The following is a 25,317-nucleotide window of genomic DNA, read 5'->3' on the forward strand; positions in this document are numbered from 1 at the left end:
AAAGTCCGAGTTACTGCTGTTGGTTTTTCGCCAGCTCCAGCGACCAGAAGAAGCCGAAGTAGGCGACGATACCAGCGAGCATGAACATGTAGTAGGCCCACTGCGGGCCGTCGACGAAGTTGAAGAACAACTCGACGATGGTCACCCACACGACCGCGAACAGGAGGTCCGAGAACATCCCCGAACGGTGCTCGCGGACGTGGTCCGTGATCGTATCGACGATGCTCATCGCCGATCACCTCGGGTCGGTCGCGTGAATGGGTCGGTCATGCTCGGAATGGTAGGGGCGTGTCGTTATTCCGCTTCTGCTTCGTCGACGTCGCTCTCCCCGTGGACGTCCACGATGAGGACTGGGAGTCTGGTCCGCCGGAGTACTTTCTCGGCGACGCTGCCGAGCACCACACGCGAGAGCCCGGACCGGCCGTGCGATCCCATGACGATGAGGTCGATCTCGCTGTCCTCGACGAACTTTCGGATGGCGCGTGCGGGCTCGCCGACGCGGATGTGCTCCTTGACGGTCAGGCCGTGTTCGGCTGCCGCGTCCGCGACGTAGCTCGTGGCTTCGTCGGCGGCCTCCTTGACTTCCGGCATGTCTTCGAGGTGGCCCTGTCTGATCCGGTCGACCTGTTCGGTCCCCAGCGAGTAGCTGGTGGCGTCGACGTCCACGACGTAGAGGACGTGGACGGTCGCGTCGTACTTCGAGGCGATGTCGATCGCCTGGTCGACCGCGTGTCGTGCCGTCTTGCTCCCGTCAGTGGGAACGAGGATGTTATCGTACATTGTCTCAGTCGTCCGCGGGGGTCTGGCCCCCGTCGGTACTCACGACGTCTTCGGCAGTCTGTTGCTGGCCCATCGGCTCCGGGCTGTGACACTGCCGAACCATCTTCTTTGTTTTCTCGTCGGGTTCGGCAGTCATCAGCGAGACGACGATGGTGACCGCGAACACGATCGGGGTGCCGGGGAGTGCCGCGCCGATTGCCGGCACGAACTCGCCGTACACGTCGCTGAACGGCATGATGAGGTCGTTGACGACCGCCGCGATCCAGATCACGAGACCGGTCGTCATCCCTGCGAGTGCGCCCTGGCGGTTCGTGTTCTCCCACCAGAGACCGAGGAAGAACATCGGGAACAGGACGATGGCCGCCAGCGAGAACGCGAGTGCGACCAGTTCGCCGATGAGCGCCGGCGGGTCGAGCGCGGTAAACGTCACGAGCGCACCGATACCGACTATCGTCGCGCGACCGAGCATGACCTGCTGGCGCTGGGTCGCGTCGGGGTTGATGAGTTCCGTGTAGATGTCGTGTGCGACCGCGGAAGAGGCCGTGATAAAGAGTCCGGCCGTGGTCGCGATCGCCGCGGCCATCGCACCGGCCGCGACGAAGCCGACCAGCCACTGTGGGAGCGCAGCGAACTGCGCCGCCAGCACGACGATGACGTCACCTTCGGCACCGCTCATGGCATTGGACCCGGAGAAGACCTCCGACGCCGAGATGCCGGCGTCCGCTGCGAACAGGTCGACGCCGAGCGCGGCCATCGCGGGAGCCGACCAGTACAGGAGCATGATGAAGAACAGCCCGGAGACGGTCGACCAGCGAGCGGTCCGCTCGTTCTCGACGGTGTAGAACCGCACGAGGACGTGCGGGAGGCCGCAGGTCCCGAAGATCAGGGAGAAGGCAGTCGCGACCCAGAGGTAGAACGAGGCGTTGACGAACGGCTCGGAGAACTGGTTCCCGAGATCGTTGATCATGGCCCCGTACTGAATCTGGGGCAGGACCATTCCCTGATGGGTCCAGCCCACGGCGAAGACGCCCACCAGGAACGCGACGATGAGGATGACGTACTGAACGGCCATCCCTTTGGTCGCACCGAGCATCCCGGAGAGCGCGAGGTAGCCGACCGTAATCGCCATCATCACGATGACCATCGGAACGAAGTCGAGTCCGAAGACGTACTGGCCGACCAGGCCCATGCCGCTTGCCTGTCCGACCGAGTAGACGTACGCGATGAGGATCGTCGTCAAGGCGGCGATCGCGCGTGCGGTCGAGGAGTTGTAGCGGTCCCCGACGAAGTCGGGTGCGGTGTACTTCCCGAACCGACGCATCTGCGCGGCCAGGAAGATCAGCAGAACGAAGTAGCCAGTCGTCCAGCCGATGACGAACGCCAGCCCGTAGAACCCGGCGAGGGCGATCAGCCCTGCCAGTCCGAGATACGACGCGGCGGACATCCAGTTGGCGCCGATCGCCATCCCGTTCTCGATGTACCCGATACCACGGCCGGCGACCCACATCCCCTCGGTGTCGGCGACCCTGAACAGGTAGCCGATCGCGAGGAACGACGCCATCATCAGGAAGACGATGGCCGCACCGAGGGGCTTGAACGAGATGTTGAGTGCTTCCGCTTGCAGTGGGATCATTACTGGTCAACACCTCCGTCAGCAGCCGTCGCGTCCGCACTGCTCGCCTCGGTGGCTGAGCTGGTGTTGATGCCGTACTTCTCGTCTAGCTTGTCCCGCTGGCGGGCGTAGATGGCCGCCAGCACGAGCGAACTCGTCGGCGCGAAGAAGGCCACCAGGAAGTAGTGGGCCGGGAAGCCCAGGACCGTTATCGAGGTCATCGTGCTCGGGGCAAAGTACGTCGCCACGACCGGTCCCCACGTCGTGAGGATCCAGACGAGGAAACTCCCCCAGACTAGCTTCAGGTGGTCTCGCATGAACGCCGTGCTGGGTTTCAGCAGGTTCACTTTCTTGTCCAGATAGTCGGTGTCGCGATGGCGCTGTGCGGCCCCGCTGACCGTTCCGCCGTCAGAACGGACTTCTGATGAGGAACCGCTCGGGTCGCTCGCGGTGCCGCCATCGGTCTCGACTACCGTGTCGTCGGTCGATTCGTGTGAGGTTTTGTCTGTCATGGTTTGGCTGTGTCGTCTTGGTGTCTGTCGGTGTGTTGGTGTCAAGCCTGCCGAAAAGTGGAGTGTCGTTCAGTCCTCTCCGACTTTCCCCGCGATGTCGTCGACGATCTCGGGGTTACGCAGCGTGCTGGTGTTCCCGAGTTCGTCCTCGTTCGCGATGTCTTCGAGGAGACGTCGCATGATCTTGCCCGAGCGCGTTTTGGGAAGTTCCGGCGAGAAGATGACTTCTTCCGGTCGCGCGATCGGGCCGATGGCGTCTTCGACGCCGTCGATGATACGGCTCCGAAGTTCCTCGTTTTCTTCGTAGCCGTCCTCGGTGATGACGTAGGCGTAGACGGCCTCGCCCTTGATGTCGTGGTCACCGCCGACGACGGCGGCTTCGGCGACGCCTTCGACGCCGACGATCGCGGATTCGAGTTCCATCGTTCCGAGCCTGTGGCCGGAAACGTTGATCACGTCGTCGACGCGACCGAGGACGGTGATGTAGCCGTCCTCGTCGAGTTTCGCGCCGTCCTCGGGGAAGTAGACCCACTCGTCGGCCTCGGGGTCCGAGTACTCGTCCCAGTACTCGTTGATGAACCGCTCGTCGTTCTTGTAGAGCGTTCGGAGCATCCCGGGCCACGGCTTGTCGACCGTGAGGTAGCCGGCTTCGCCGGGTTCGACGTCGTCGCCCTTCATGTCGACGACGTTCGCGCTGATGCCCGGCAGCGGCGGGCCGGCCGACCCCGGCTTCATCTCGCCGACGCCCGGCAGCGTCGTCACCATCATGCCGCCGGTCTCGGTCTGCCACCAGGTGTCCACCACGGGACACTCCTCGTCGCCGATGTGTTTGTAGTACCACTTCCACGCGCGCGGATTGATCGGTTCCCCGACCGTCCCGAGCAGGCGCAGGCTCGACAGGTCGTGTTGTTCGGGGTACTGCGAGCCCCACTTCATGAACGCGCGGATCGCAGTGGGTGCCGTGTACAGCTGGGTCACGTCGTAGTCGTCGACGATTTCCCACATCCGGTCTTTGTCCGGGTAGTCCGGCGTCCCCTCGTACATGACCGTCGTGGTCCCGAGCGCGAGCGGCCCGTAGACGATGTAGGAGTGGCCGGTGATCCAGCCGATGTCGGCCGAGCACCAGTAGTTGTCCTCGGGTTTGACGTCCAGTACCGCCTGGCTCGTCCAGGCGGCGTAGGAGAGGTATCCGCCGGTCGTGTGTTTGACGCCCTTGGGCTGACCGGTGGTCCCCGAGGTGTACATCAGGAACAGCATGTCCTCGGCGTCCCGGGTGACCGGTTCGACTTCCTCGCCCTCGTGGTCGGCGACGAGGTCGTCGTAGTCGACCTGGTCGTCGTCGAGGTCGTGGTCGAGTTCGTCGCCCAGGCGGTCGACGACGACCGTCGTCGTCTCGTGTTCGACGCCGTCGAGACCCTGGTCGGCCTTGTCCTTGTGGTCGAGCGGGTCGCCGCGTCGATAGTAGCCGTCACAGGTGACGAGATACTCCGAGTCGGAGCCGTTCATCCGGGTCGCGAGCGCGTCGGCCGAGAACCCGGCGAACACGACCGAGTGGGGCGCGCCGATGCGGGCACACGCCAGCATGGCGACCGGCAGTTCCGGGATCATCGGCATGTACATCGTCACCACGTCGTCCTCCTCGACGCCCATGTCACGGAGCGCGGCGGCGAACTCGTTTACCTCGGTCAGTAGTTCTTCGTACGTGTACGTGCGCGTTTCGTCGGTCGGCTCGCCGACCCACTCGATCGCGGCCTCGTCACCGCGACCGTCCTCGACGTGTCGATCGAGGCAGTTTTCCGACGCGTTGAGCTTGCCGTCTACGAACCACTCGTAGAACGGGGCGTCGCTGTCGTCGAGTACCTGATCGTAGGACTCCTGCCAGTCGAGCAGGTCTGCGGCCTGCTCCCAGCACTCCGGCCAGTTCTCCTCGAACTCCTCGTAGATGGCCTCGTCGGAGACGTTCGCCTGCTCGACGAACGACTCAGGCGGGTCGAACGACTCACCCTCCGGTAATCGAGCCTCCAGTTCACTGTCGGACTCTCCTTGGTTGGACATGATTCGTCATGATAGTCTCCAACTTCCATGTTAAGCCACGGTTCTAATTATTACAACCACGAGCGCCAGAACAGTCACAATATCCAACAAGTAAGCGCGAAGATAAACGCCAGAGAACAAAAATGCGGTTTCTACTGGCCGATAATTAGCGGAAAACGGGCGTCAGTGTCGTTCGGTCGGCGTCACGTCACCGGGTTTCGCGGGACAACACGGCACTCACTAAACAGTTAGCGACTCGCCACTCACTCGTCGGTCCAGGGCATATCAGTCGCGTGGTGGTCGGCCTGGTCGTAGAAGGTCGAGAGGAGTTTCTGCTGGGCGCGCCGCAGGTGATTGTGCAGCGTCGGCGAAGTGATTCCGATGGCGTCCGCGAGTTCCTCGGCGGTGCTGCCCCGTGGCCACTCGAAGTAGCCCGCGTGGTAGGCGGCCTGGAGGACGGCGGCCTGTTTCTCGGTGAGGTTCTCCCTGAGCGAGGACCGGAACGCCGGGAGCGACTCGGCCGGGAGTTCCCGCTCGCGCTTTTTCGACAGATCGGTCCCGGGAAACGTCGCGGTGACGTCGTCCACGATGTCGCGAACCGACGCGTTCGCGGGAACCTCACCGACGACCTCCTGCCGGCCAGCGGTCGCCTCTATCTCACGGATCGTCGCCCCGTGTTCGACCAACGTCTTCGAGAGGTCGGGGCCGTCGACGACCAGTTCCAGCAGCGCCTCCTCGCCGTAATCGCGGACTAACCTGGCGTCGGTGACGGCCTCGGTCGTGGGGGCCCACTCGACGACGGCGTCGGGTTGTGCATCCGCCAGCGTCACGAAGTAAAGTAGCGACCGTTCCTCGCCCGGAACGACGCCCTCCATGGAGAGCGTCCCGTCGAATCTGGCGGACGCGCCGGCGAAAAACGAATCCGGGTTCCGACACTCGAAGGTCAGTTCCACGGACGTGTCGGCGAGAAGGAACTTCCGTTGTTCGGCGGCGGTGATGGCCTGCCCGACGCGCGCGCCGAGGTCCGCCAGTAACGTTCGCTCGCGGTCGCTGATGTCGCCGGTCGCGGCTGCGCCGATACCCAGCACTCCGTAGGTGGAATCGCCGTCGTCGACCGGGATCACGGCGGCCGCATCCGCGTCGTACTCCCGCCACGGGGCGAACGCGTCGTCCGTGTTGACCGACGACACCAGGACCCGATCCTCCGAGAGAGCGGTCCCGGCCGCGCCGTCGGCGACCGCGAGTTCGTCGACGGCATCGGTATCGAGTCCCGCCACCGCGACGGGACGGAACCCGTCGCCCTCGCGCTGGGCGAACCACGCGAACTGGTAGCAACCGACGCCGACCAGTCGTTCACAGGTCGTTCGTTCGACCTCCTCGCGCGTCGAGGCGGTCGTCAACCCCTCGCCGACGTTGCGTAAGCCGTCGATAATCCGGTCCAATCGAGCCAACGACGGCTGCCCGGAACCGTTCTCGGCCGTGGCCGTCTCGGCGTCGGTCAGACGGGAGTCAATCGCGTCGGAGCGGGCGAACGCGGCCGCGATGTCGTCGGGCTCTGGCTCCTCGAGGTACGGGGCGAGACTCTCGATGCGTTCCCAGCCACCGACCGCCTGGACCACCCGCGGGTCGACCCACTCTTTCACCAGGTGGCGTGCGAAGTACTGTCGCAGGGTCTGCGAGGACACCTCCCGGAACCGGTCCTCGCCGGTGCGGTCCGCGGCGCGGTCGGCGACCTCCGAGACGAGCATCTGGACGCGCCGCGGTGTCACCGGAATCAACCGCTCGTCCGCTGCCACGTCCTCGGCGCGCGCGTACTGCCGCAGGTCGTGTTCGACGTCCTCGGGCAGGTACGCCAGCCGGGTCTCCGCGTCGGATTCGGGCACCGTGAGGAAGTAATGCTCAGCCCCATCGTGGTCGCGATTCCGGACGTGATCCGGTCGAATCCGCGTGATCTCCGCCGGTCGAAGCCCCACTTCTCCCCCGAGCCGAAGCACCAGCTCGGCCCGATACGTCTCGCTCGCACGCCGGAGGGTGCGGTACTCCGCCGCTCCGATCTGCATCCGATTTCCATCGGCCGTCTCTCCCACACCCATGTTTCGCAATACTACAAGAATACGAAACAAAAACCTTGCCCCGCATCAGCCGTGGACGGGTATCCGCCGACAGACGGGGGGATCGTTCGATCTGCGTTTCGTGTTTTTCGAGAAGGGCGAAACCCGCGTTCGGCCTGTCGGCTGCTCCGGCCCGGTTCAGTTATTACCGTCGAAGGCAGTTTCTAGTTCGCCGACGATCTCGGGGTTCCGGAGCGCGCTCATGTCGCCGAGTTCCTCGCCGCGGGCGACCGAGGACAGCAGTCGGCGCATGATCTTCCCGGAGCGCGTCTTCGGGAGGTCCGGGGTGAAGACGACGGCGTCCGGGACCGCGATGGGACCGATCGCCGTCCCGACGGCGTCCTGGATGGTATCTCGGAGCGGTTCCTCGTCGTACCCCTCCGCCAGACAGACGTACGCGAGGACGGACTGGCCTTTCAGATCGTGGGGCGCACTGACCACGGCGGCCTCGGCGACCCCCTCGACGTCGGTGATCGCGCTCTCGATCTCCATCGTCCCGAAGCGATGGCCGGAGACGTTGATGACGTCGTCGACCCGGCCCAGCAGCGTGATGTACCCGTCCTCGTCGACGGCCGCACCGTCTTCGGAGAAGTACGCCCAGTCGAAGCGGTCGAGCACCGGTCGCGTGGGTTCGCGGTCGACGAACCACCCCTCGTTTTCGGCCATCGACAGCGGCATTCCCGGCCAGGGGTCCGTCAGGACCAGATACCCCGCCTCGCCCGGGTCGACCCGCGTCCCGTCAGCATCGACCACCGTGGCACCGATTCCCGGGAGCGGCCGACCCGCCGATCCCGGTTTCATTTCGTCGACGCCCGGAAGCGTCGAAACGATCATCCCGCCGGTCTCGGTCTGCCACCAGGTGTCGACGACCGGACACTCCTCGCCGCCGATGTGTTCGTAGTACCACTTCCAGGCCCGGGGGTTGATCGGTTCCCCGACTGTCCCGAGCAGCCGCAGCGATGACAGGTCGTGTTGCTCGGGGTACTGCTCGCCCCACTTCATGAACGTCCGGATCGCGGTCGGGGCCGTGTAGAACACGTCGACCGCGTTGCGTTCGATGAGTTCCCAGACCCGGTCTTTCTCCGGATGGTCCGGTGCGCCCTCGTAGAGCATCGTCGTCGTCCCGAGCGCCAGCGGGCCGTAGACGATGTAACTGTGGCCGGTGATCCAGCCGATATCGGCCGAACACCAGTAGGTGTCCTCGGATTTGATGTCCAGGACCGCGTGGCTCGTCCAGGTGACGTGGGCGAGGTATCCCCCCGTCGTATGCCTGACGCCCGTCGGCTCGCCCGTCGTTCCGGAGGTGTAGATGAGAAAGAGAGGGTCGCTGGCGTCGCGGTGGACCGGGTCGACCTCGGTGCCGCGGTGGGCCGCCAGCAGGTCACGGTAGCCGTACTCGTCGTCGTCCAGCGGCGTCTCGTCACCCAGCCTATCGACGACCACCGTGGCGTCCACGTCGTGGTCCAGTTCGATGCGGGCGTTGTCGGCCTTGTTCTTCTGGTGGACCGGCGTTCCCCGCCGGTAGTAGCCGTCACAGGTGACGAGATACTCGGACCCGGCGCTGTCCATCCGCATCGCGAGCGCGTCGGCCGCAAAGCCCGCGAAGACGACCAGATGAGGCGCGCCGATGCGGGCACACGCCAGCATGGCGACCGGCAGTTCGGGGATCATCGGCATGTACAGCGTGACGACGTCGCCTTCCTCGACCCCCAGATCCCGCAGTGCAGCGGCGAACTGGTTGACTTCGCGGTACAGTTCCAGATAGGTGTACGAGCGTGACTCGCCGAGTCGCCCCTCCCATTTCAGTGCGACCTTGTTCTTCCGGCCGGCGTCCAGGTGCCGGTCGAGGCAGTTGTAACAGGCGTTGAGCCGACCGCCCTCGAACCAGCGGAACGGGGGTCGGTCACCGCCCAGCACGCGGTCGTACTCGGTGTCCCAGTCCAGCCGGTCGCCGGCCCGCGCCCAAGCGTCGGGCCAGTCGGCCGCGAACTCCTCGTAGACGGCCTCGTCGGAGAGGTTCGCCTGCTGACGGAACGACGACGGCGGATCGATACACTCGCCAGCGGACAGCCGCGTCTCCATGTCCTCGTCGTCGGCTGGCATCTATGGAGAACGTACGGCCTTGCCAGAATAAGTGTTGGCACTAATCGCTTCCCCACGGCAACAGGTTCGCCGCTCTCGTGGCGGCGTCCGGTCAGAACCTCGCGCCCGAGCCGACCTCGTTGCGGTGTTCGAACTCGGCTGCTATGGCCCGACGGAGGAGCGCGACGACCGGGGAAGTACCACGAGTTGATCGCCGGTCCCGCGCAGTTTTAGTGTCGTCCACCCTCTCCGGAGAGTGTGGAGAACGTCACCGACCGGACCTCGAACCCCTTCGACATGCGGCCACCCTGTGAGCCGTTCGTTCCCGGATACGGCGACGCCAACGCGCACTTCCACGTCGTCGGCGACCACCCCGGCGTCCACGGCGGCGTCGACTCGGGAATCCCGTTCACGGAGTCCGTTGCCGGGGAGCGACTCCAGCAGGCCCTCGTCGCCGCCGGACTCCTCGACCGGGTCGGAACGCCCCCGACCGTCGACAGGACCTTCCTGTCGTACCTGTACATGTGCGTTCCCGGCGGAGACGGGCCCAGCGACGAGGAGTACGCGCGACTGGAGCCCGTTTTCGACGCCGAACTCCGGGCCATCACGGCACACGTCCTCCTGCCGGTGGGCGAGCGCGCGACCCGGCACGTCCTCGCGAACTACACCGCTCGCGACCCGAACCGCGACGTGAGCGAGTTACACGCGACCGAACTGCTCGGGAGCGGCTTCCTGGTCTATCCGATCAAAGAGCCGGTCGACTGGACGAAAGCCGACGAGGCCGACCTCGTGGCGGCACTCCGGGACCTCCAGCAGGGGGATTACCGCCGCGAGGTCGATCTCGGTCGATTCGTCGCCGACGACGACCCCTACTTCGTTCGATGAGGAGCTGGGTGCGCACGGAATGCGGAAGAAATCCCCGCAACCTGTGACGACCGGCGATCGGGAGATAGCCGCCAAAACAGCGTGACTCCGCGGAACGCGGTCGAAAAACGTGCGTCGCGCTCGCCTCGTACGCGAGCAGGATTCTCCGCTGTAGTGTCACCCATACGTGGGGCAGGCCTGAATGTAGTCACGAGCCGGTGGACACACCACTCAGAGACACATGGCAACGGACCACGCAGACATCGACGCGCGACAGTTCGCCCGACACCTGCGAGCCCTCCGCTACCGGGAGGTGACGATGGCGTTCGCGACGCTGGCAGTCGTTCTGGGAGCCATCGTCCTATACCCCGGACGGGACGGGATAGCCACCGGCATCCAGGCCGACGTGGGCCTGACGACGCTGGCGCTGTTCGTCGGCGTCGCGGTGCTCGCCGGCGTCGTCAAGGGGATGATCGGCTTCGGCTACGCGCTCATTACGACCCCGATCTTCGCGACGGTCATCGACCCGACGCTCGCTGTCGTCGTGCTCGCCATTCCGCCGTGGATGCTCAACATGTTCCAGATCGGCGAGACCGACACCGGACTCGCGTTCGTCCGGGAGGAGTGGGTGTTGCTCGTCCTGGCCGTGGTCGGCTCAGTGGTCGGCGTCACGTTCCTCGCCCAGTACAGCGCCGGCCCCGCCGTTCCCTTCCTCATCGGCCTCATCATCTTCGGGTACGTCGTCTTCCAGATCGTTCAGAACTTCGTGACCGTCGAGGAGGCCCATCACCCGCTCGCGCTGAGTACGGCCGGCTTCCTCGAAGGGTTCCTGCTCGCCGCCTCGAACCTGGGGCCGCTGCTGCCGGCGTACTTCCACACCTTCGAGCGCGACGCCGAACGGTACATCGGGGGCCTCTCGATGGTCCTCGGGACCATCTTCACCGTCCGCATCCTCCAGATGCTCGCGATGACGGCCATCGAATCGCCCCTCACGGTGGGCGGGACGACCGTCCTGGCCGCGACCGACCTCATGACGCCCTATCGGCTGTGGCTCGGGTGTGTCATCGCCGTCGTCACGATCGTCGGCCTCCTCGCCGGCACGTACCTCCGGCGGCTCGAAATCGACGAGGAACGGTTCAACTGGTTCGTCGTGGGCCTGCTCGGGATCATCGCGCTCAACATCTTCCGGAACACGATTCCGGTGCTGTTCTTCTAGATCGGACCCCTCATACGGTTTGCTGTAGCTGTGTACCGTTACGACCGCCCGCAGTCAGGCGGTCGATACGGAAATGTTCTACAGCATTCCGTATCAGAGGACGGCCCCCGGCCGTCGGACGAGGGCGATAGCGCCACCGACGCCGACGACTGCCGCGACCGCGAGCGCCTCGAAACCGACGGACAGACCGACCACGGAGGTGATCCCCGAGAGGAGACTGAACGCCAGGAACAGCGGCAGCACGACGGCCACGGCGTACAGCCACGGGACACCGACAGCGCTGGCCAGCGGGCCGGCACCGGACCGGTACTCCTCGAGAGCCGATCGGCCGAGCACCCAGCCGGTGAACAGCAGGAACCCGAGCAGTCCGGCTGTCAACGCGAGGTTCGCGATGGTGTCCGCGAGCAGGGTGAAAACGGACGGAATCATCGCCGCGACGCTGCCGGTCACCAGAAAGAGGGCGGCGACAGCGCCCGTCGCGCGCGACCGCGTCGCGTCGCGTTCGTCGACGAGATAGGAGACCAGCACTTCGAAGATGCTGATCGACGACGACAGCGCGGCCAGGGCTACCACGCCGAAAAAGACTGTGCCGACGAGGCGACTGTACGGCAACTGCCCGAACGCGCCGGCGAGGCTGATAAAGAGCGCGCCGGGGCCGCCCTCCCCCGGCGAGACGTCGAGGGTGAACAACACGGGGAAGATGACCAGCCCAGCGAGCACGCCGATGCCGGTGTTGAGCGCGGCGATCACGGTCCCGTCGGCGGCGAGCGAGCGGTCCTCGCCGAGATAGGAGGCGTAGGTCAACATGACGCCAGCCCCGACCGAGAGCGTAAACAGCGCCTGCCCGGCCGACGCGGCGAGCACGTCGAGGAAGTTCGCCCGAAGATACGCCACGTCGAGGGTGAGGTAAAAGGCGTAGGCGTCGCCGGCACCGGGGAGCGTGGCCGCCCACGCCGCGAGCGCGCCCAGCAGGACGACGATGGCGGGGACCATCACCTTCGTCGCGAGTTCGATGCCGCGGTCGACCCCCGCGTAGACGACGCCCGCGGTCAGCGCCAGAAAGAGGACGTGGAACCCGACGGCACCCAGTCCGTAGTCGATCGCCGCGAAGTACTGCTGGGGGGCGTCGAAGTACGCACCGGTGAGACTGCCGAGGACGTACCGGAGGATCCAGCCGCCGACGACCGAGTAGAAGGTCAACACGACGACCGACGCGACCAGGGCGAGGCCGCCGAGCGCGCGCCAGTTGCGCCCGCCGAGTTGCTCGAACGCGCCCACCGGGTTACGGCTGGTCCGTCGCCCGATGACGAACTCACCCAGCAGTCCCGGGACGCCGACGAGCACGATCACGACCAGATACAACAGGAGGAACGCGCCGCCGCCGTTCTCGGCCGTCAACCAGGGGAACCGCCAGACGTTCCCGAGACCGACGGCGCTCCCGACTGCGGCCAGGATGAACCCGAGCCGACTCTGCCACGATGCTCTCGTCATCAGTCAGGTCTTCCAGCGGAGGGCGATAAGGGTGACGAGACGGGTCAGAACGGAGCGAAGGCGGCCGGGCTCTCGCCGAGGAACATCGTGTCGAAACCGAGCGCAAGCGTCGCCAGCACACCCAGAACCACGACCGTCCGGAGCGCCCACAGCCAGAGCGGACCGAACGCGCCCAGCCCGCCGGTCCCCTGACGGAGTTCGGCCACGGCGTCGTCGGCCAGCACCCAGCCGACGAACAGGACGAGCAAGAGCACCGAGAGCGGCAGGAAGATCTGGTAGGCGAAGTTGTCGAACCAGGTCAGCCAGGCGGTGTCCCACGCCGAGGGGAGGCCCAGAGCGAACAGCCCGAGACCGACACCGACGGCGAGTTTCGGGCGAGAGATCCCGTAGTTGTCGTTGGCGTAGGCCACGGTGACTTCCAGCAGGCTGATGGCCGAGGACAGCGCCGCGATAAGGACGACACCGAAGAAGACGACGCCGATGACGCGGCCGAATGGGAGCGCGCCGAACCCGGAGGCGACGGCGATGAAAAGCGCCGAAGCTCCGCCCTCAAGCGCGGGGTCGATGCCGTTCGCGAAGAGGATCGGGAACACGATGAGACCGGCCAGAACGCCGATGAGCGTGTTGGTGACGACGATGACGCCGCCGTCGACCGGCAGGTTGTCGTCTTCACCGATGTACGACGAGTAGGTGATCATGATGGCCATCCCCAGCGAGAGCGTGAAGAAGGCCTGTCCGACGGCGAAGGGGATGACGGTTCCGGCGTTCGCCGTGATCGTGCTCAGGTCCGGCGAGAGGAAGTAGCTGTAGCCCGCGCCGGCCCCGTCGAGGGTCGCAACCCAGGCCGCGAGCCCGAGCATCAGGACGACGATGCTCGGGACCATGACCTTCGTCGCTTTCTCGATACCGTCCTCGATCCCCAGAGCCACGATCCCGACGACGATAGCCAGGAAGACGCCCTGTGCCAGAACGGCTTCGGGCCCGGCCGAAACCGCCACGAAGTAGCCTTCGGCGTTCCCGAAGTACGACCCCGTGGCGCTCCCGAGGATGTACCGGAGCACCCAGCCGCCCACGACGTTGTAGTACGACAGGATCCAGAAGCCGGTGAGGAGCCCGACGGCACCGATGATCCGCCAGGATCGGTGGCCCAACTCCTCGAAGGCGTCGACGGCGTTCCGGTGTGTCCGTCGACCGACCACGAACTCCGCTAGCATCGCCGGGAAGCCGATGAGCAACACGGCGACGAGATAGAAGACGACGAACGCGGCTCCGCCGTTGCCGGCGGTCTTGAACGGGAACTGCCAGAGGTTGCCGAGCCCGACCGCGCTCCCGATGGCGGCTACGAGGAACCCGACGCGCGTCGCCCACGTCTCTCTCTGTGACATTGTCAACGTCCATATACCCGGACCCCCAATTTAATCCCTGTGGGACGAACCGGGGCGCCGGTTTCCAGAAACTGACATCGATACACGGGTGCGTCGGACAGTGTACAAGCCTGTCCGCACGGGTCGATTCCCGTCCAGTGCCCCGTCAGGCTTCGCCGTACACCGGGACCGCCGCACCGCTCGTGACGCTCGTGGCGTCCGAACAGAGGGCCAGAACCGTCTCGGCGATGTCGGCGGGGTCGACCCACGCGTCGTGGTCGGCGTCGGGCATCATCTCCCGGTTGGTCGGCGTGTCGATGACGCTCGGCATCACGGCGTTGGCCCGAACGGTCCCGCGGTTCTCCGCGGCGATGGTCTCGGTCAGTAGCCGGACGCCCGCCTTGCTCGCCCGGTAGGGACCGTCACCCTCGCCGCCCTCCAGGGAGGACCGCGCCGACACCGAGACCACTGCGCCCCCCGAGTCCTGGAGATACGGCAGCGCGTGTTTCGAGGCCAGGAAGGCCGTCTTCAGGTTCACGTCGAGCATGAACTCGAAGTCCGAGACGTCCGTCTCCTCGATGGGGGTGCCGCCGCGCCACGACCCCGCGACGTTACAGAGGTAGTCGAGGCCGCCCCGCTCCTCGGTGATGTCGTCGACGATGCGCTCGACATCGTCTTCGTCGGTGAAATCGCCCTGGTGGTGACAGACCGGTTCGGGGTCGGCCAGGAAGTCCTCGCTGTCCGGCCCGACGATGTCCGCGCCACAGACCGACGCCCCCGCATCGTGAAAGGCCTCGATGACTGCGCTACCCAGTACTCCCCCCGCGCCAGTGACGAGGACGACGTCCCCGCCGAAGTCGAACTCGACTCCCATATCCTTGCGTACCGCCCGAAAGGGCAAAAAACCAGGCGCGTGCCACAAGATTGACCGAAACATCGCTCACGACGGGTCGTGGTTCCAAGCGACGGGGCAATCCCGGGTCGAGCGGCACAAACACTTTCTCACCCGGCTACGGAGGATACCGTAACGTGCGCTGTATCGCTCACAGGGGGTTCGCCGAGACCTACCCCGAAAACACGGTCGCCGGCGTCAGGGCCGCCTTCGAACACGTCGACGCGGTCGAGGTCGACGTGCGCCGCTGTGGCTCGGGCGAACTCGTCGTCGTCCACGACGAGACCGTCGACCGCGTCACCGGGACCACGGGTGCGGTCGTCGACTACTCGCGATCCGAACTCGCGGGCCTGGACGTCCTCGACTCCGGGGAAGGGATTCCGACGCTCGACGCCGTGCTGGCAACGGTCCCCGACGGGGGCGAACTCAACCTGGAACTCAAAGAAGGGGGAATCGCGGCCGACGCGCTGGCCGCGGCCGACGACGCCGACGTCGACGTGCTGATCTCGTCGTTTTCCACCGAGTCCCTCCGGGAGGCTCGCGGCGCCGGCGGGAGCCGGCTCGCGTACATCTCGGCCGAGGCCGACGAGGAGGGGATCATAAACGCCGCCCGGCAGCTCGATTGCACGGCGCTCCACCCCCACTGGCAGCTCTGCGTCGACGAGTTCGTCGACAGAGCCCACGACGCCGGCCTGAACGTCAACGCCTGGACCGTTCCGTCCCGACACGACGCGGACGCGCTCGACGTCGTCGGCGTCGACGGCGTCATCGTCGACCGACCGGACGTCTGTGAGAAGTGACGCGTCGCGACCCGCAGGAACGGAGCAACGGCTCCCGAGCGTCGGGAAAGGTAGAAAGGGGTGGGGGATGGTGGGGTGGCACAGAAATCCTGTGCCTGTCACGAATTGAGCGCGCGGAGCACATAAATCCACCGGCCGAGTATCGGAAAAGATACCGAGATCCGGGGTCGCACCGTGTCCGCGTATCGGGTTGTTCGGAGGTGAATCGGCCGATCAGAGGCCAGCGACGTTCTGGCGGAGTTTGATGGTCGCGGTCATCAGCGTCGTCGCGGTCATGATGACGAAGACGACCTGGATGTGGCGGACGATGCCGACGTTCAGCCCGAAGAGGATCGTGAGGTCGATGGCGAGGACGAGCAGTCCGAAGGCCACGACCGGGAGGAGATGTCGCAGGAGCGAATCGATCATGGTCCCCTGGACCGACGACCGGGAGAGTTGCCGCTGGCCGTAGACGAGGCCGTAGGAGGCAAAGACCAGTGCGGCGACGCCTTCGACCGCCGTCAGGACGATGTGCGTCCCGAAGATTCCCGTCCCGAACACGGACCCGGTGACGATGACGGCGAAACTCATCTCGATGGTCCGGCGCTGTTCGAAGGCGCCGCCGGAGTCGATTCCTGCGTTCGTCAGCGCGTCGTTATCGTAGATCTCACGCATCGTCAGCGCGAGCATGAGGAGGAAGGCCAGGAACACGCCGTCCCGATACGGCGTTTCGACGACCGTCATCGACGGTGTGACGGCCGTCACCGACTCCACGACGCCCAACAGTCCGTACAGGGCGGCCGCGAGGCCGACGAACAACAGGTACTCCCAGAGCACGGCCTGTGAGTCCAGGTCGGTTGCCCCCAGGTTCCAGTAAGCGTACAGCGCGAAGCGGACGCCGAGGACGGTCATGAGGGAAAAGGCGATGAAAAAGATGAACGCGAGGCTGCTGTCCACGGCGAACACCGACTGGAGAGGTACCACGTCCATGCTCTACTCGGCCGCCCGACGGAGATCGCTCACCAGTTGTGAGACGGTTTCGTAGCGGGTCAGTTTTTGTTTTGCCATTGCCTTCCTGACGACTTCGTCCAGCCCGTTCGTGATCTCGGGGTCGTGTTCCGACGGTGGAACGGGGTCCGTATTCAAGATTCCCGTCCGGACCTCGTTGTAGTTGCCCTCGAACGGCGGTCGCCCCGTCAGGAGTTTGTAGACGACGGCACCGAGCTGGTAGATGTCGGTCGCGTGGTCGATGTCGCCGTAGCTTCGGTCGAAATACTCCGGGGCCGCGTACCGGGGGTCCAGCAGCGTCGACGGATCGAAGTACTGTCGCATCACGTTCATCAGTCCGAAGTTCTTCACGAGCGGGCGGTCCCCTTCGGACATGAACCCGTCGGCGTACACGACGTTGTACGGGTCGATGCCGGCGTGGATAACGCCGCGTTGGTGGGCGTGCGATATCGTCTTGGCGACCGTGACCGCGTCCCGGATCGCCCGGCTCAGATCCACGTCGGTCCGGTCGTACAGTGTCCGGACCGCGTACTCCGTCGCCATCCAGGGCGCGGGCGAACTGGCCCAGTCGAACAGCGACACGACCGAGTCCTCGTCGGCGATAGCCGCCCAGTTCTCCAGGGCGTCGGTCACCTCCGCGGCGAACCGCTCGCGGTCCGAATCGGGCGTCCGGAAGCAGTTGATCGCGATGCCCTCCTCGGAGTTACCGCGCACCGCGCGCGTCCGGAAGATCGTCGTGTACCGGCCGTCGATACCGGGGGCGACGATGGCCAGTCGGTCGAACCGGCTCTCCTCGGTGATGTCCTCGATGGCCGCCTCCCCGGCCGCCCGTTCCAGGTCGGCCTCGCGTCCCTGCCGTCTGGCTGCTGCCCGCCGCTGGTCGTCCAGATCGTCGACCCGTCCGTCGAGCAGTTCCGAGAGGTCCTTCATCTCCTCGGGCTCTTCGCCGTCGTTTTGCCGGTTCTGGTAGACGCTCCGTGGGTCGCTCTCGTTCCCCTCGGGGACTTTCGTCCGGCCGACGTCCCGCGACACCATGCCGCCGCTGATGTAGTCACTCCGGGCCAGGCTTCCCCCACGTTCCCCGAGGCGGCGGCGGACGTCTTCGACCGCGGACTCCTTTGCCACGTCCGAGAGCACCTCGGAGACGGTTTCGGGAAAACGGTTGCGAAGGTACGCAAAGGCCAGCTCCGCTTCGGCCGTCGGTTCCCCCTCCCCGTCGGTACCGAGCCTGGTGGCGAGTCCGGTCGCGATCCGCTCGACGGCACCGGGATCGTACTGTGCGACCAGGGAGAGCGACCACGCCGCGTTCAGCCTGGTCGGTCGGTCGTCGGAATCGAGGAGGACGAGCAGTTCGGACAGCTGCTCGCGCCCGGCCGCGGGATCAGCGACCGTCTCACGAAAGACGGGGCGGACGCTCGACTCGTCGTCTGATCCGTGTACCATGTGACTGCGTCTCTGTTCCCGAGAAGTTGGAAGTCACCCCATAAGACGCTTGTGTTAGATTCACAACCAGAGAATCGCGACGGCTGTCGGGGACCTGAACGGCCGTGTCGGCACAGGAGCGGTGCCACGCGGGAATTCGTGACCAGTGACTTCGAGACGGAACCGACCGTCCGCACCTTATCAGCAGTGAGAATTACGGAGGAACGCTTTACATAGGATAGTCCTTGGCCATCGACAATGGCACGAGATACATTATCTCTTCTGCCCGAGTCCATACGGAGTCGGTACACCGCTCGGCTCGGGTTCGCACTGGCGCTGGCGATACTGGTCGTCGTCGCGTCAGGTGCAGTCATCAGCCAACAAGCACAGGCGAGTCTCCAGGAGGACGTCAGGAACGAACTCCGGACGGTCTCGGAGACGCAGGCCGATCAGCTGGACACCTGGTTGAACGCCGTCAAGAGCAACGCGCGCACCAGTTCACAACTGGCGGTGTTCAAGTCCGGTGACAGTGACCGGATCGAGGGGCAACTGGAGACGATGGTCGCCGACGAGTCAGTCCCGCCGGACGTCGTCGCGGTACACTACATGAACACCACGACAGGGACCTTCACGGCCAGTTCGGACGAGCAGTTCGTCGGCGTCAGCCCCGCCGAGCAGGGCGCACCCTTCGCCGAGAACCCGCCGGCGTTCGAGGGTCCGAACGACGTCCACGTCTCGGAGCCGTTCACGGTCCCCATCGCCGACCATCCGATCGTCGCAGTGGTGACGCCGGTCCCGAACGAGGACGCGGTGCTCGTCTACATGATCGACCTGGAGGCTCGGACGGAGGCGCTGTCCTCCGATAACAACGAGACCGTCACGGTCGTCCTCGACGACCAGAACCGCTACATCGCCCATCCGAACGCCTCGAAGATACTGACGGAACACGACGGGGAGTCGACGTCCGGTTCGTTCTCGGAGGTGACCAGGGACGGCGAGCGGGTCCTGATGACGTCGATGGCCCTCGAAAGCGAAGACTGGACCGTGATGTCGCACACGCCAACCTCGGAGGCGTACGCCCTCGGCCAGCAGATCAACTCCGATCTGATCGGGCTCATCATGTTGGCGGTCATCAACCTCGGACTCATCGGGGTGACCATCGGCAGCGGGACGGCGATCTCGTTGCGCCGGCTCTCGAACCGAGCCGAGGCGATGGCGGACGGGAACCTGTCGGTAGATCTCACCTCGGCCCGGGCCGACGAGATCGGGTCGCTCTACCGGTCGTTCGACCGGATGCGCGGGTCGCTCCGCTCGAAGATCACGGAGGCCGAAGAGGCCCGTGAGAGCGCCGAAACGGCCCAGGAAGAGGCCGAGGAGGCCCGTCAGGAGGCCGAACGCGAGCGCGAGGAAGCCCGCGAGATGAACGAACGGCTCCAGCGGAAAGCCCAGGAGTACGGCGACGTGCTCGGCGCGGTGGCCGCCGGCGACCTCACGGTTCGGGCCGATGCGGACGTGGACAACGAGGCCATGGCCGAGATCGCCGAGGCCATCAACGAGGCCATCGCCGACCTGGAGGCGACCATCGCCAACACCCAGGAGTTCGCGGAGAACGTCCTCGAATCGAGCCAGGCGGTCGGAGAGAGCGCCGAAACGGTCGACGAGGCGAGCCAGCAGGTCCGCCAGTCGATCCGGGAGATCTACGACGGCGCCAGTGAACAGAGCGAGAACCTCCAGGATGCGGCCGATCAGATGGAGAACCTCTCGGCGACCGCCGAGGAAGTGGCCGCCTCCGCACAGGAGGTCGCGGACACCTCCGCGGAGGCCGCGTCGGTCGGCGAAACCGGGCGTGAAGCGGCCCAGGACGCCATCGAGGGGATGAGCGCCATCGAAGACGAGACCGAGGCGACGGTCCAGGAGATCACGCAGCTCGACGAGGAACTCAGCGAGATCGGCGACATCGTGAGCGTCATCACCGAGATCGTCGAGCAGACGAACATGCTCGCGCTGAACGCCTCCATCGAGGCCGCCCGTGCGGGCGAAGCCGGCGAAGGGTTCGCCGTCGTCGCCGACGAGGTCAAACAACTCGCCGAGGAGACCAAGGACGCGGCCGGGGACATCGAGGACCGGATCGAGCGCATCCAGGCACAGGCGGGCGACACCGTCGACACGATGGAGACGACACAGGCCCGCATCACCGACGGCGTCGAGACCGTCGAGAACACGGTCGACGCGCTGGAAACCATCGTCGAGCACACGGAAGAACTCGACACGGGCATCCAGGAGATCGACGAGGCGACGGCCGAACAGGCCCGTACGTCCCAGGAGGTGATGCAGGTGATCGATCACCTGACGGCGATCAGCCAGCAGACCTCGACGGAGGCCAACACGGTCGCGGAGGCGGCCGACGAACAGACCGACTCCATCTCGGAGGTCTCGGGCAACGCCGAGGCGCTCCGGGCGCGAGCCACCGAGCTGTCGAACCTGCTCGAACGGTTCGATGCCGAAGCGGCCCACGCCGCGGGAACGGACGATCGAACGACGGCTGCGACTACTGACGACGACTAACTATGGTAGATATCACGACCTGGTTCCAACTGGGCACGATCGGAATGGTCCTGGGAACGTTGGCGATGGTCTGGGCCACGCGCTACGTTCCCCGGGAGAAGTATCGAGAGAGCGGCCTGCTGATCGCAGTCGGGGCGATCGCGGCGGTCGCGTACGCCCTCATGTCGGTCGGCATCGGGACGATCCGGGCCGTCGACGGCCACACGGTCTACCTGGCGCGATACATCGACTGGCTGCTGACGACCCCGCTGCACGTCGTCTACCTCGGACTGCTGGCGGAAGCGACGCGGCGACAGCTCGGCGAACTCGCGGTCTGGCAGGCGCTCACCATCGCGTTCGGTCTCGTCGGGGCCTACCTCGCCCCGCCGATGAAGTGGGTGCTGTTCCTGGCCGGCGGGCTGGCGTTCGTTCGCGTGCTCTATCTGCTCTACCGGCCGATCTACGCCCGGGTCGCGGAGCGCCGGTCCGACAACATCTCGGAACTCTATCAGAAACTGCTCAACTTCATCGCCGTGCTGTGGCTGATGTATCCGATCATCTGGATACTGGCACAGAGCGGCCTCGGACTGTTGGACCTAGAGACCCAGTCGCTCGTCGTCTCGTACATCGACGTGGTCGCGAAGGTCGGCTTCGGCCTCATCGCCCTGAACGGCCAGGCGATCGCGGCGTCGCTCGGCTCGGACGAGGAGGAAGCGGCGGCGACCGCTGGCGCTGCGTCGACTGACTGACGCGAAAAAGAGATCGGGCGTCTATCGGACGCCGATCGCTTCGATCTGTTCCTGATACCGGTTCCGGATGGTGACCTCGGTCACCTGGGCCACGTCCGCGACCTCGCGCTGAGTCTTCTTCTCGTTACAGAGCAGCGACGCGGCGTAGATGGCAGCGGCCGCGTACCCGGTCGGGGACTTCCCGGAGAGCAGCCCCTTCTCGGCGGTCTCGTCGATGATCTCGTTGGCCTTCGACTGGACCTCTTCGGAGAGGTCTAGATCGGAGGCAAAGCGGGGCACGTACTGCTTGGGGTCGACCGGCTCCATCTTCAGGCTGAGCTCCTGGGCGACGTACCGATAGGTGCGGCCGATCTCCTTCTGTTCGACCCGGGAGACGTCAGAGACCTCTTCTAAGCTGCGCGGGATCCCCTCCTGTCGACAGGCGGCGTACAGACAGCTCGTCGCGACGCCCTCGATGGAGCGGCCACGGATGAGGTCCTCGTTCAGCGCCCGGCGATAGATCACGGAGGCGACCTCCCGAACCGACCGCGGGACGCCCAGCGCCGAGGCCATGCGGTCGATCTCGGAGAGGGCGAACTGGAGGTTGCGCTCGCCGGCGTCTTTCGTCCGGATGCGCTCCTGCCACTTCCGGAGCCGGTGCATCTGGCTCCGCTTCTCCGAGGACAGCGACTGGCCGTACGCGTCCTTGTCCTTCCAGTCGATCTGGGTGGTGAGCCCCTTGTCGTGCATCGTCTGGGTGGTCGGCGCGCCGACGCGCGACTTGCTCTGGCGCTCGCTGTGATTGAACGCGCGCCACTCCGGCCCCCGATCGATGTTCTCCTCTTCGATGACGAGCCCACAGTCGTCACAGACGATTTCACCCCCGTCAGCGCTTGATACCAGGTTATCTGAGTTACATTCGGGACAGTTTCGTACCTCCTGATCTTCCCCGCTTTCTTCTTCATCAGCTCGTTCCTGCTCGCGCTCCCGCTGACGACTCGGACGAACCATCGTTCTTATATAGAAAAAGCACACTCTCATTTAAACCCTTTGCATCGAATTTCAGGTGCGTTGACGTGACTGCGGCCGGACATCCATATACGGACGGTAGGAGCTCCGTACCGCCCGGTACGATCGATGTAAGGGGTCGTTCGAGCCTGTTGTTCTCACGAAAGGTTTACGTCCGCTTGCGCGGAATTCCTTCCAACGAGATGAACGATCATCGGGTTCTGGGGGGAGTACTGCTAGTATTAGCGGTACTACTCGCGGCGAATCCGCTCTATATATTTCAACACCCCGACGAGGTAAACGAGGTCAAGGTCGGGAACAGCTACGACAGGACGCCGACGGCCAACTACACGTACGAGGAACTCTCGCCGCGCGCACAGGAGTTGGTCCGCCAGGCGATCGAGTCCGAGGACGACACGACGCGGTTTCGGGGCGACCGCAATCGCCCGGACGAGTTCAGGTTCGAGGCCGCCTCGAACGGGACGCGCGAGGTGGCCGGTTCCCTCTACCGCATCGCTTCCAACGGGACCAACTACACGCTCGCGTACACCTACCGGTATTCGAACGAGTCGAGTCGAGTGACCGTCGACGGTCCCGACGACAGGATACCCAGGGCGAACTACAGTTACGAGGAACTGTCCCCGAGGGCCAGAACGGTGTTCGACGAGGCAATGAGCGCTGAGAACAACACGACACAGTTCCAGGGTGCGGAGAACCGGCCCGACGAGTTCGAGGTTCCGCCCCAGTCGAACACGTCAGGTGGGGTCGTCGTGGGTGCGGTGTACCGCGTCGAGTACAACGGGACGAACTACACGATCGAGACGTTCATGCCGCCACGCGTCAGCAACACCGAGACCCAGCGATCACAGGCCCTCATCGGCTTCGGCGTCGTCCTCGGCGTGATCGGTGCGCTGTTCGTCTGGCGTGCGCAACCACAGATGCTGGGGCTGACGTTCGGGTCCCTCGGGGTCGCGTTCCTCGTGTTGAACCTTGGATACCGGTACGCCCCGGACCTGTTCGGCTGGCTGACAGTCTTCGGGTCGTCGATATTCGTCTCCCTCGCCCTGTTGGCCGGAATCGTCAGTGCCGGTTACCTCCTCTATAAGACCAATCGAGAACGGCAGCTCGCACGCAGCGCCTGAGTCAGACGCCGTCTACGGGACGGTAGTCGACGACTATACTCCCCGTCCCTTGAACGTGCAAGCCATTAGTGGGACATTAACTAAACAGGTAGGCACCGTTAGCGAAAACAGGGGAACGTAGGATGCAAACAACAGACGACCACGACGCAGGCGGGTCACGGACGGGAAACTCGTCGATCTCGTATTTCCGGTGTGCGTACTGCGGCGCGAGCGAGCGGTCGACGGAGATCGAGTACAGTCCGCTCGGGTTTCCACAGTGTCCGGTGTGTCGGACCGACCACGGACCCTAGCGGGGCCGGGCCGGACGGCGGGTCCTGCCGGAACTGTTATGTCGGCTGTCACGCATAGGCCAACACACGATACGCACCGGGGGGTGCAGTATGACAGGGGACAGGCTCTCGAGACGCCGTGTACTCGCGATCGCTGCCGCGACCGTCACGGCCGGCTGTGGCGCACAGAACAACTCAGACAGTGACGCTGGCGGTCGGTTCGAGGAGGACAGCGGGAACGCCAGTGCGACGGCGACAGCGACTGCGACGAGCACCGAGGAAGGGAGTTCGATCGAGATCAACCGCGAGGGGACGCCGACCGAGACCGAAACGGAGTCCACGGCACGGGAGCCAGAGACGACCGAACAGCCGGAAGAGACGCCAGAGCGAACCGAGACCGAGATGCCGACCGGGGCCGAACGGCTGGAGCGGGCCGAGCAGGCGCTGAACGAGAGTATCACCGTTTACACGGACGTAGGGGGCGCTGATTCGATACTTGACGTGGACGCGTCAGCGACTGCGTTCGACGAGGCGGCGGTCCGCGAGCGACTCTCGGCGGCGACGACCGAACTAGATGCGGCAGCGGACGTGCCGGCTGTCGACCAGGGGGACGTCGACGAGTTGCGAGCGGTCGGGGCTGCCATCGAGGAACTGGTCGCCTGTCAGGTCGCAGTGATCGACGCGTACCGGGAGTTCGACAGGGCAGAGACTGCGCTCTTCGACGAGGAGTTCGACACCGTCAGCGACGCATTGAGCAAACTGGAATTGAACACCTCGAAGGCCGCGTCACAACTGAGTTCGTTCGAGCGAAACGTAGAGACCGAGGACCTGGCCGCCGTCGACGGGATCACCGAACGGGAATACCAGGTGAAAGTCGACCAGTTCTCGGGCGAGGTCGACGCGTTCGAGGAGGTGGGATCGCCCATCGACGAGTTCAATCAGGGACTCGAAGGGTTCAACGACGGCGTCGACAGTTACGTCGGAAAGGACTACGGGAGTGCGAGACAGCGACTGCTTGACTCCCAGAACGGGTTCGAGATCCCCGCAAACGACCTCAGCGGGATCGCGAGGCCGCGGTCACTGAACGGCCGGATAGAGGGACTGATCGGCGCTGCGGAGGCGCTCGCGGCCGGGACGGATCACCTGATCGACAGCAGCAAGGCGGGGAACGAAGACAAAGAACAGGAGCGCCAGTCAGATTTCAACGACGCCATCCAGGAGTACCAGCGCTCCGGTGCGGTCACGAACCTGGAGAGTTACGATCAGTTATTGAGCGAAAGCTGAACGCCAGTCGGGGTGTGTCCGGGTCGGCCGCCCACAACGGCAAAGTTGTTCGAAAGGGCGTTCGGCCTCGAGCGACTGGGTGATAAATTCCGACATAGGGAGCCTCTATCGGCCGATTCGTGGCTCACGTCTGAACAAGGGGTTCGGGGATAGCCCGGCGACGTGGGAGCGGATG

20 protein-coding genes are annotated in these 25,317 nt (G+C 65.1%); 7 read left to right on the forward strand and 13 right to left on the reverse strand.

The features are described 5' to 3' along the window. Window positions 1-10 precede the first annotated feature (10 nt). The 7 genes from E2481_RS04635 to acs (E2481_RS04665) form a co-directional block, all read right to left on the reverse strand. Window positions 11-229 carry a hypothetical protein gene (locus E2481_RS04635; protein WP_136715969.1) on the reverse strand — a complete coding sequence of 73 codons (219 nt, stop codon included), beginning with the start codon at window positions 227-229 and terminating at the stop codon, window positions 11-13. Window positions 230-294: 65 nt separating this feature from the next. Further along, complete coding sequence (locus tag E2481_RS04640) at window positions 295-780, reverse strand: universal stress protein (RefSeq protein ID WP_136715970.1); 486 nt, start codon at window positions 778-780, stop codon at window positions 295-297. 4 nt (window positions 781-784) lie between these two features. Next, on the reverse strand, window positions 785-2,413 hold the full coding sequence (locus E2481_RS04645; protein ID WP_136715971.1) for a VC_2705 family sodium/solute symporter: 1,629 nt from the start codon (window positions 2,411-2,413) through the stop codon (window positions 785-787). Further along, window positions 2,413-2,904, reverse strand: a complete 492-nt coding sequence (locus E2481_RS04650; RefSeq protein ID WP_136715972.1) for a DUF4212 domain-containing protein — start codon at window positions 2,902-2,904, stop codon at window positions 2,413-2,415. The genes E2481_RS04645 and E2481_RS04650 overlap by 1 nt, the downstream gene beginning before the upstream one ends. 69 nt (window positions 2,905-2,973) lie before the next feature. Continuing rightward, window positions 2,974-4,959 (reverse strand): acetate--CoA ligase, encoded by a 1,986-nt coding sequence (gene acs, locus E2481_RS04655; RefSeq protein WP_136715973.1) that lies wholly within the window; start codon window positions 4,957-4,959, stop codon window positions 2,974-2,976. 242 nt (window positions 4,960-5,201) lie between these two features. After that, complete coding sequence (locus E2481_RS04660) at window positions 5,202-7,031, reverse strand: bacterio-opsin activator domain-containing protein (RefSeq protein WP_136715974.1); 1,830 nt, start codon at window positions 7,029-7,031, stop codon at window positions 5,202-5,204. Between the two features lie 156 nt (window positions 7,032-7,187). Further along, window positions 7,188-9,152: an acetate--CoA ligase gene (gene acs, locus E2481_RS04665; RefSeq protein WP_136715975.1), complete on the reverse strand. Its 1,965-nt coding sequence runs from the start codon at window positions 9,150-9,152 to the stop codon at window positions 7,188-7,190. Window positions 9,153-9,389: 237 nt separating this feature from the next. On the opposite strand from acs (E2481_RS04665), the gene E2481_RS04670 reads away from it, so the two are divergent. Next, window positions 9,390-10,016 (forward strand): uracil-DNA glycosylase family protein, encoded by a 627-nt coding sequence (locus tag E2481_RS04670; RefSeq protein WP_136715976.1) that lies wholly within the window; start codon window positions 9,390-9,392, stop codon window positions 10,014-10,016. Window positions 10,017-10,236: 220 nt separating this feature from the next. Next, entirely contained in the window at window positions 10,237-11,211 is a 975-nt protein-coding gene (locus tag E2481_RS04675) for a TSUP family transporter (RefSeq protein ID WP_136715977.1), read from the forward strand. Between the two features lie 93 nt (window positions 11,212-11,304). Here the strand turns inward: E2481_RS04675 and E2481_RS04680 are convergent, their stop codons facing one another. The 3 genes from E2481_RS04680 to E2481_RS04690 all read right to left on the reverse strand — a co-directional run bounded on the left by E2481_RS04680 (window position 11,305) and on the right by E2481_RS04690 (window position 14,940). After that, entirely contained in the window at window positions 11,305-12,702 is a 1,398-nt protein-coding gene (locus E2481_RS04680; RefSeq protein WP_136715978.1) for a sodium-dependent transporter, read from the reverse strand. Between the two features lie 44 nt (window positions 12,703-12,746). After that, window positions 12,747-14,087 (reverse strand): sodium-dependent transporter, encoded by a 1,341-nt coding sequence (locus E2481_RS04685; RefSeq protein ID WP_136715979.1) that lies wholly within the window; start codon window positions 14,085-14,087, stop codon window positions 12,747-12,749. A 145-nt stretch (window positions 14,088-14,232) separates the two neighbouring features. After that, complete coding sequence (locus E2481_RS04690) at window positions 14,233-14,940, reverse strand: SDR family oxidoreductase (RefSeq protein WP_136715980.1); 708 nt, start codon at window positions 14,938-14,940, stop codon at window positions 14,233-14,235. A 155-nt stretch (window positions 14,941-15,095) separates the two neighbouring features. Between E2481_RS04690 and E2481_RS04695 the strand changes: the two genes are divergently transcribed. Next, complete coding sequence (locus tag E2481_RS04695) at window positions 15,096-15,758, forward strand: glycerophosphodiester phosphodiesterase (protein ID WP_136715981.1); 663 nt, start codon at window positions 15,096-15,098, stop codon at window positions 15,756-15,758. Window positions 15,759-15,971: 213 nt separating this feature from the next. Here the strand turns inward: E2481_RS04695 and E2481_RS04700 are convergent, their stop codons facing one another. Continuing rightward, window positions 15,972-16,727, reverse strand: coding sequence for a hypothetical protein (locus E2481_RS04700; RefSeq protein ID WP_136715982.1), 756 nt, complete (start codon window positions 16,725-16,727; stop codon window positions 15,972-15,974). A 3-nt stretch (window positions 16,728-16,730) separates the two neighbouring features. Continuing rightward, window positions 16,731-18,188, reverse strand: coding sequence for a protein kinase domain-containing protein (locus E2481_RS04705; protein ID WP_136715983.1), 1,458 nt, complete (start codon window positions 18,186-18,188; stop codon window positions 16,731-16,733). A gap of 237 nt (window positions 18,189-18,425) precedes the next feature. Between E2481_RS04705 and E2481_RS04710 the strand changes: the two genes are divergently transcribed. Beyond that, window positions 18,426-20,732, forward strand: coding sequence for a methyl-accepting chemotaxis protein (locus E2481_RS04710; protein ID WP_136715984.1), 2,307 nt, complete (start codon window positions 18,426-18,428; stop codon window positions 20,730-20,732). A 2-nt stretch (window positions 20,733-20,734) separates the two neighbouring features. After that, on the forward strand, window positions 20,735-21,460 hold the full coding sequence (locus E2481_RS04715; RefSeq protein ID WP_136715985.1) for a bacteriorhodopsin: 726 nt from the start codon (window positions 20,735-20,737) through the stop codon (window positions 21,458-21,460). A 21-nt stretch (window positions 21,461-21,481) separates the two neighbouring features. On the opposite strand, the gene E2481_RS04720 is transcribed toward E2481_RS04715, so the two are convergent. Then, a complete protein-coding gene (locus E2481_RS04720; RefSeq protein ID WP_136715986.1) occupies window positions 21,482-22,450 on the reverse strand; it encodes a transcription initiation factor IIB in 969 nt (322 codons plus the stop codon). Between the two features lie 200 nt (window positions 22,451-22,650). Between E2481_RS04720 and E2481_RS04725 the strand changes: the two genes are divergently transcribed. Continuing rightward, window positions 22,651-23,589 carry a hypothetical protein gene (locus E2481_RS04725; RefSeq protein WP_136715987.1) on the forward strand — a complete coding sequence of 313 codons (939 nt, stop codon included), beginning with the start codon at window positions 22,651-22,653 and terminating at the stop codon, window positions 23,587-23,589. A gap of 380 nt (window positions 23,590-23,969) precedes the next feature. Next, entirely contained in the window at window positions 23,970-25,142 is a 1,173-nt protein-coding gene (locus tag E2481_RS04730) for a hypothetical protein (RefSeq protein ID WP_136715988.1), read from the forward strand. Window positions 25,143-25,317 lie beyond the last annotated feature (175 nt).

The organism is Halorientalis salina (assembly GCF_005049285.1).
Classification (GTDB): domain Archaea; phylum Halobacteriota; class Halobacteria; order Halobacteriales; family Haloarculaceae; genus Halorientalis; species Halorientalis salina.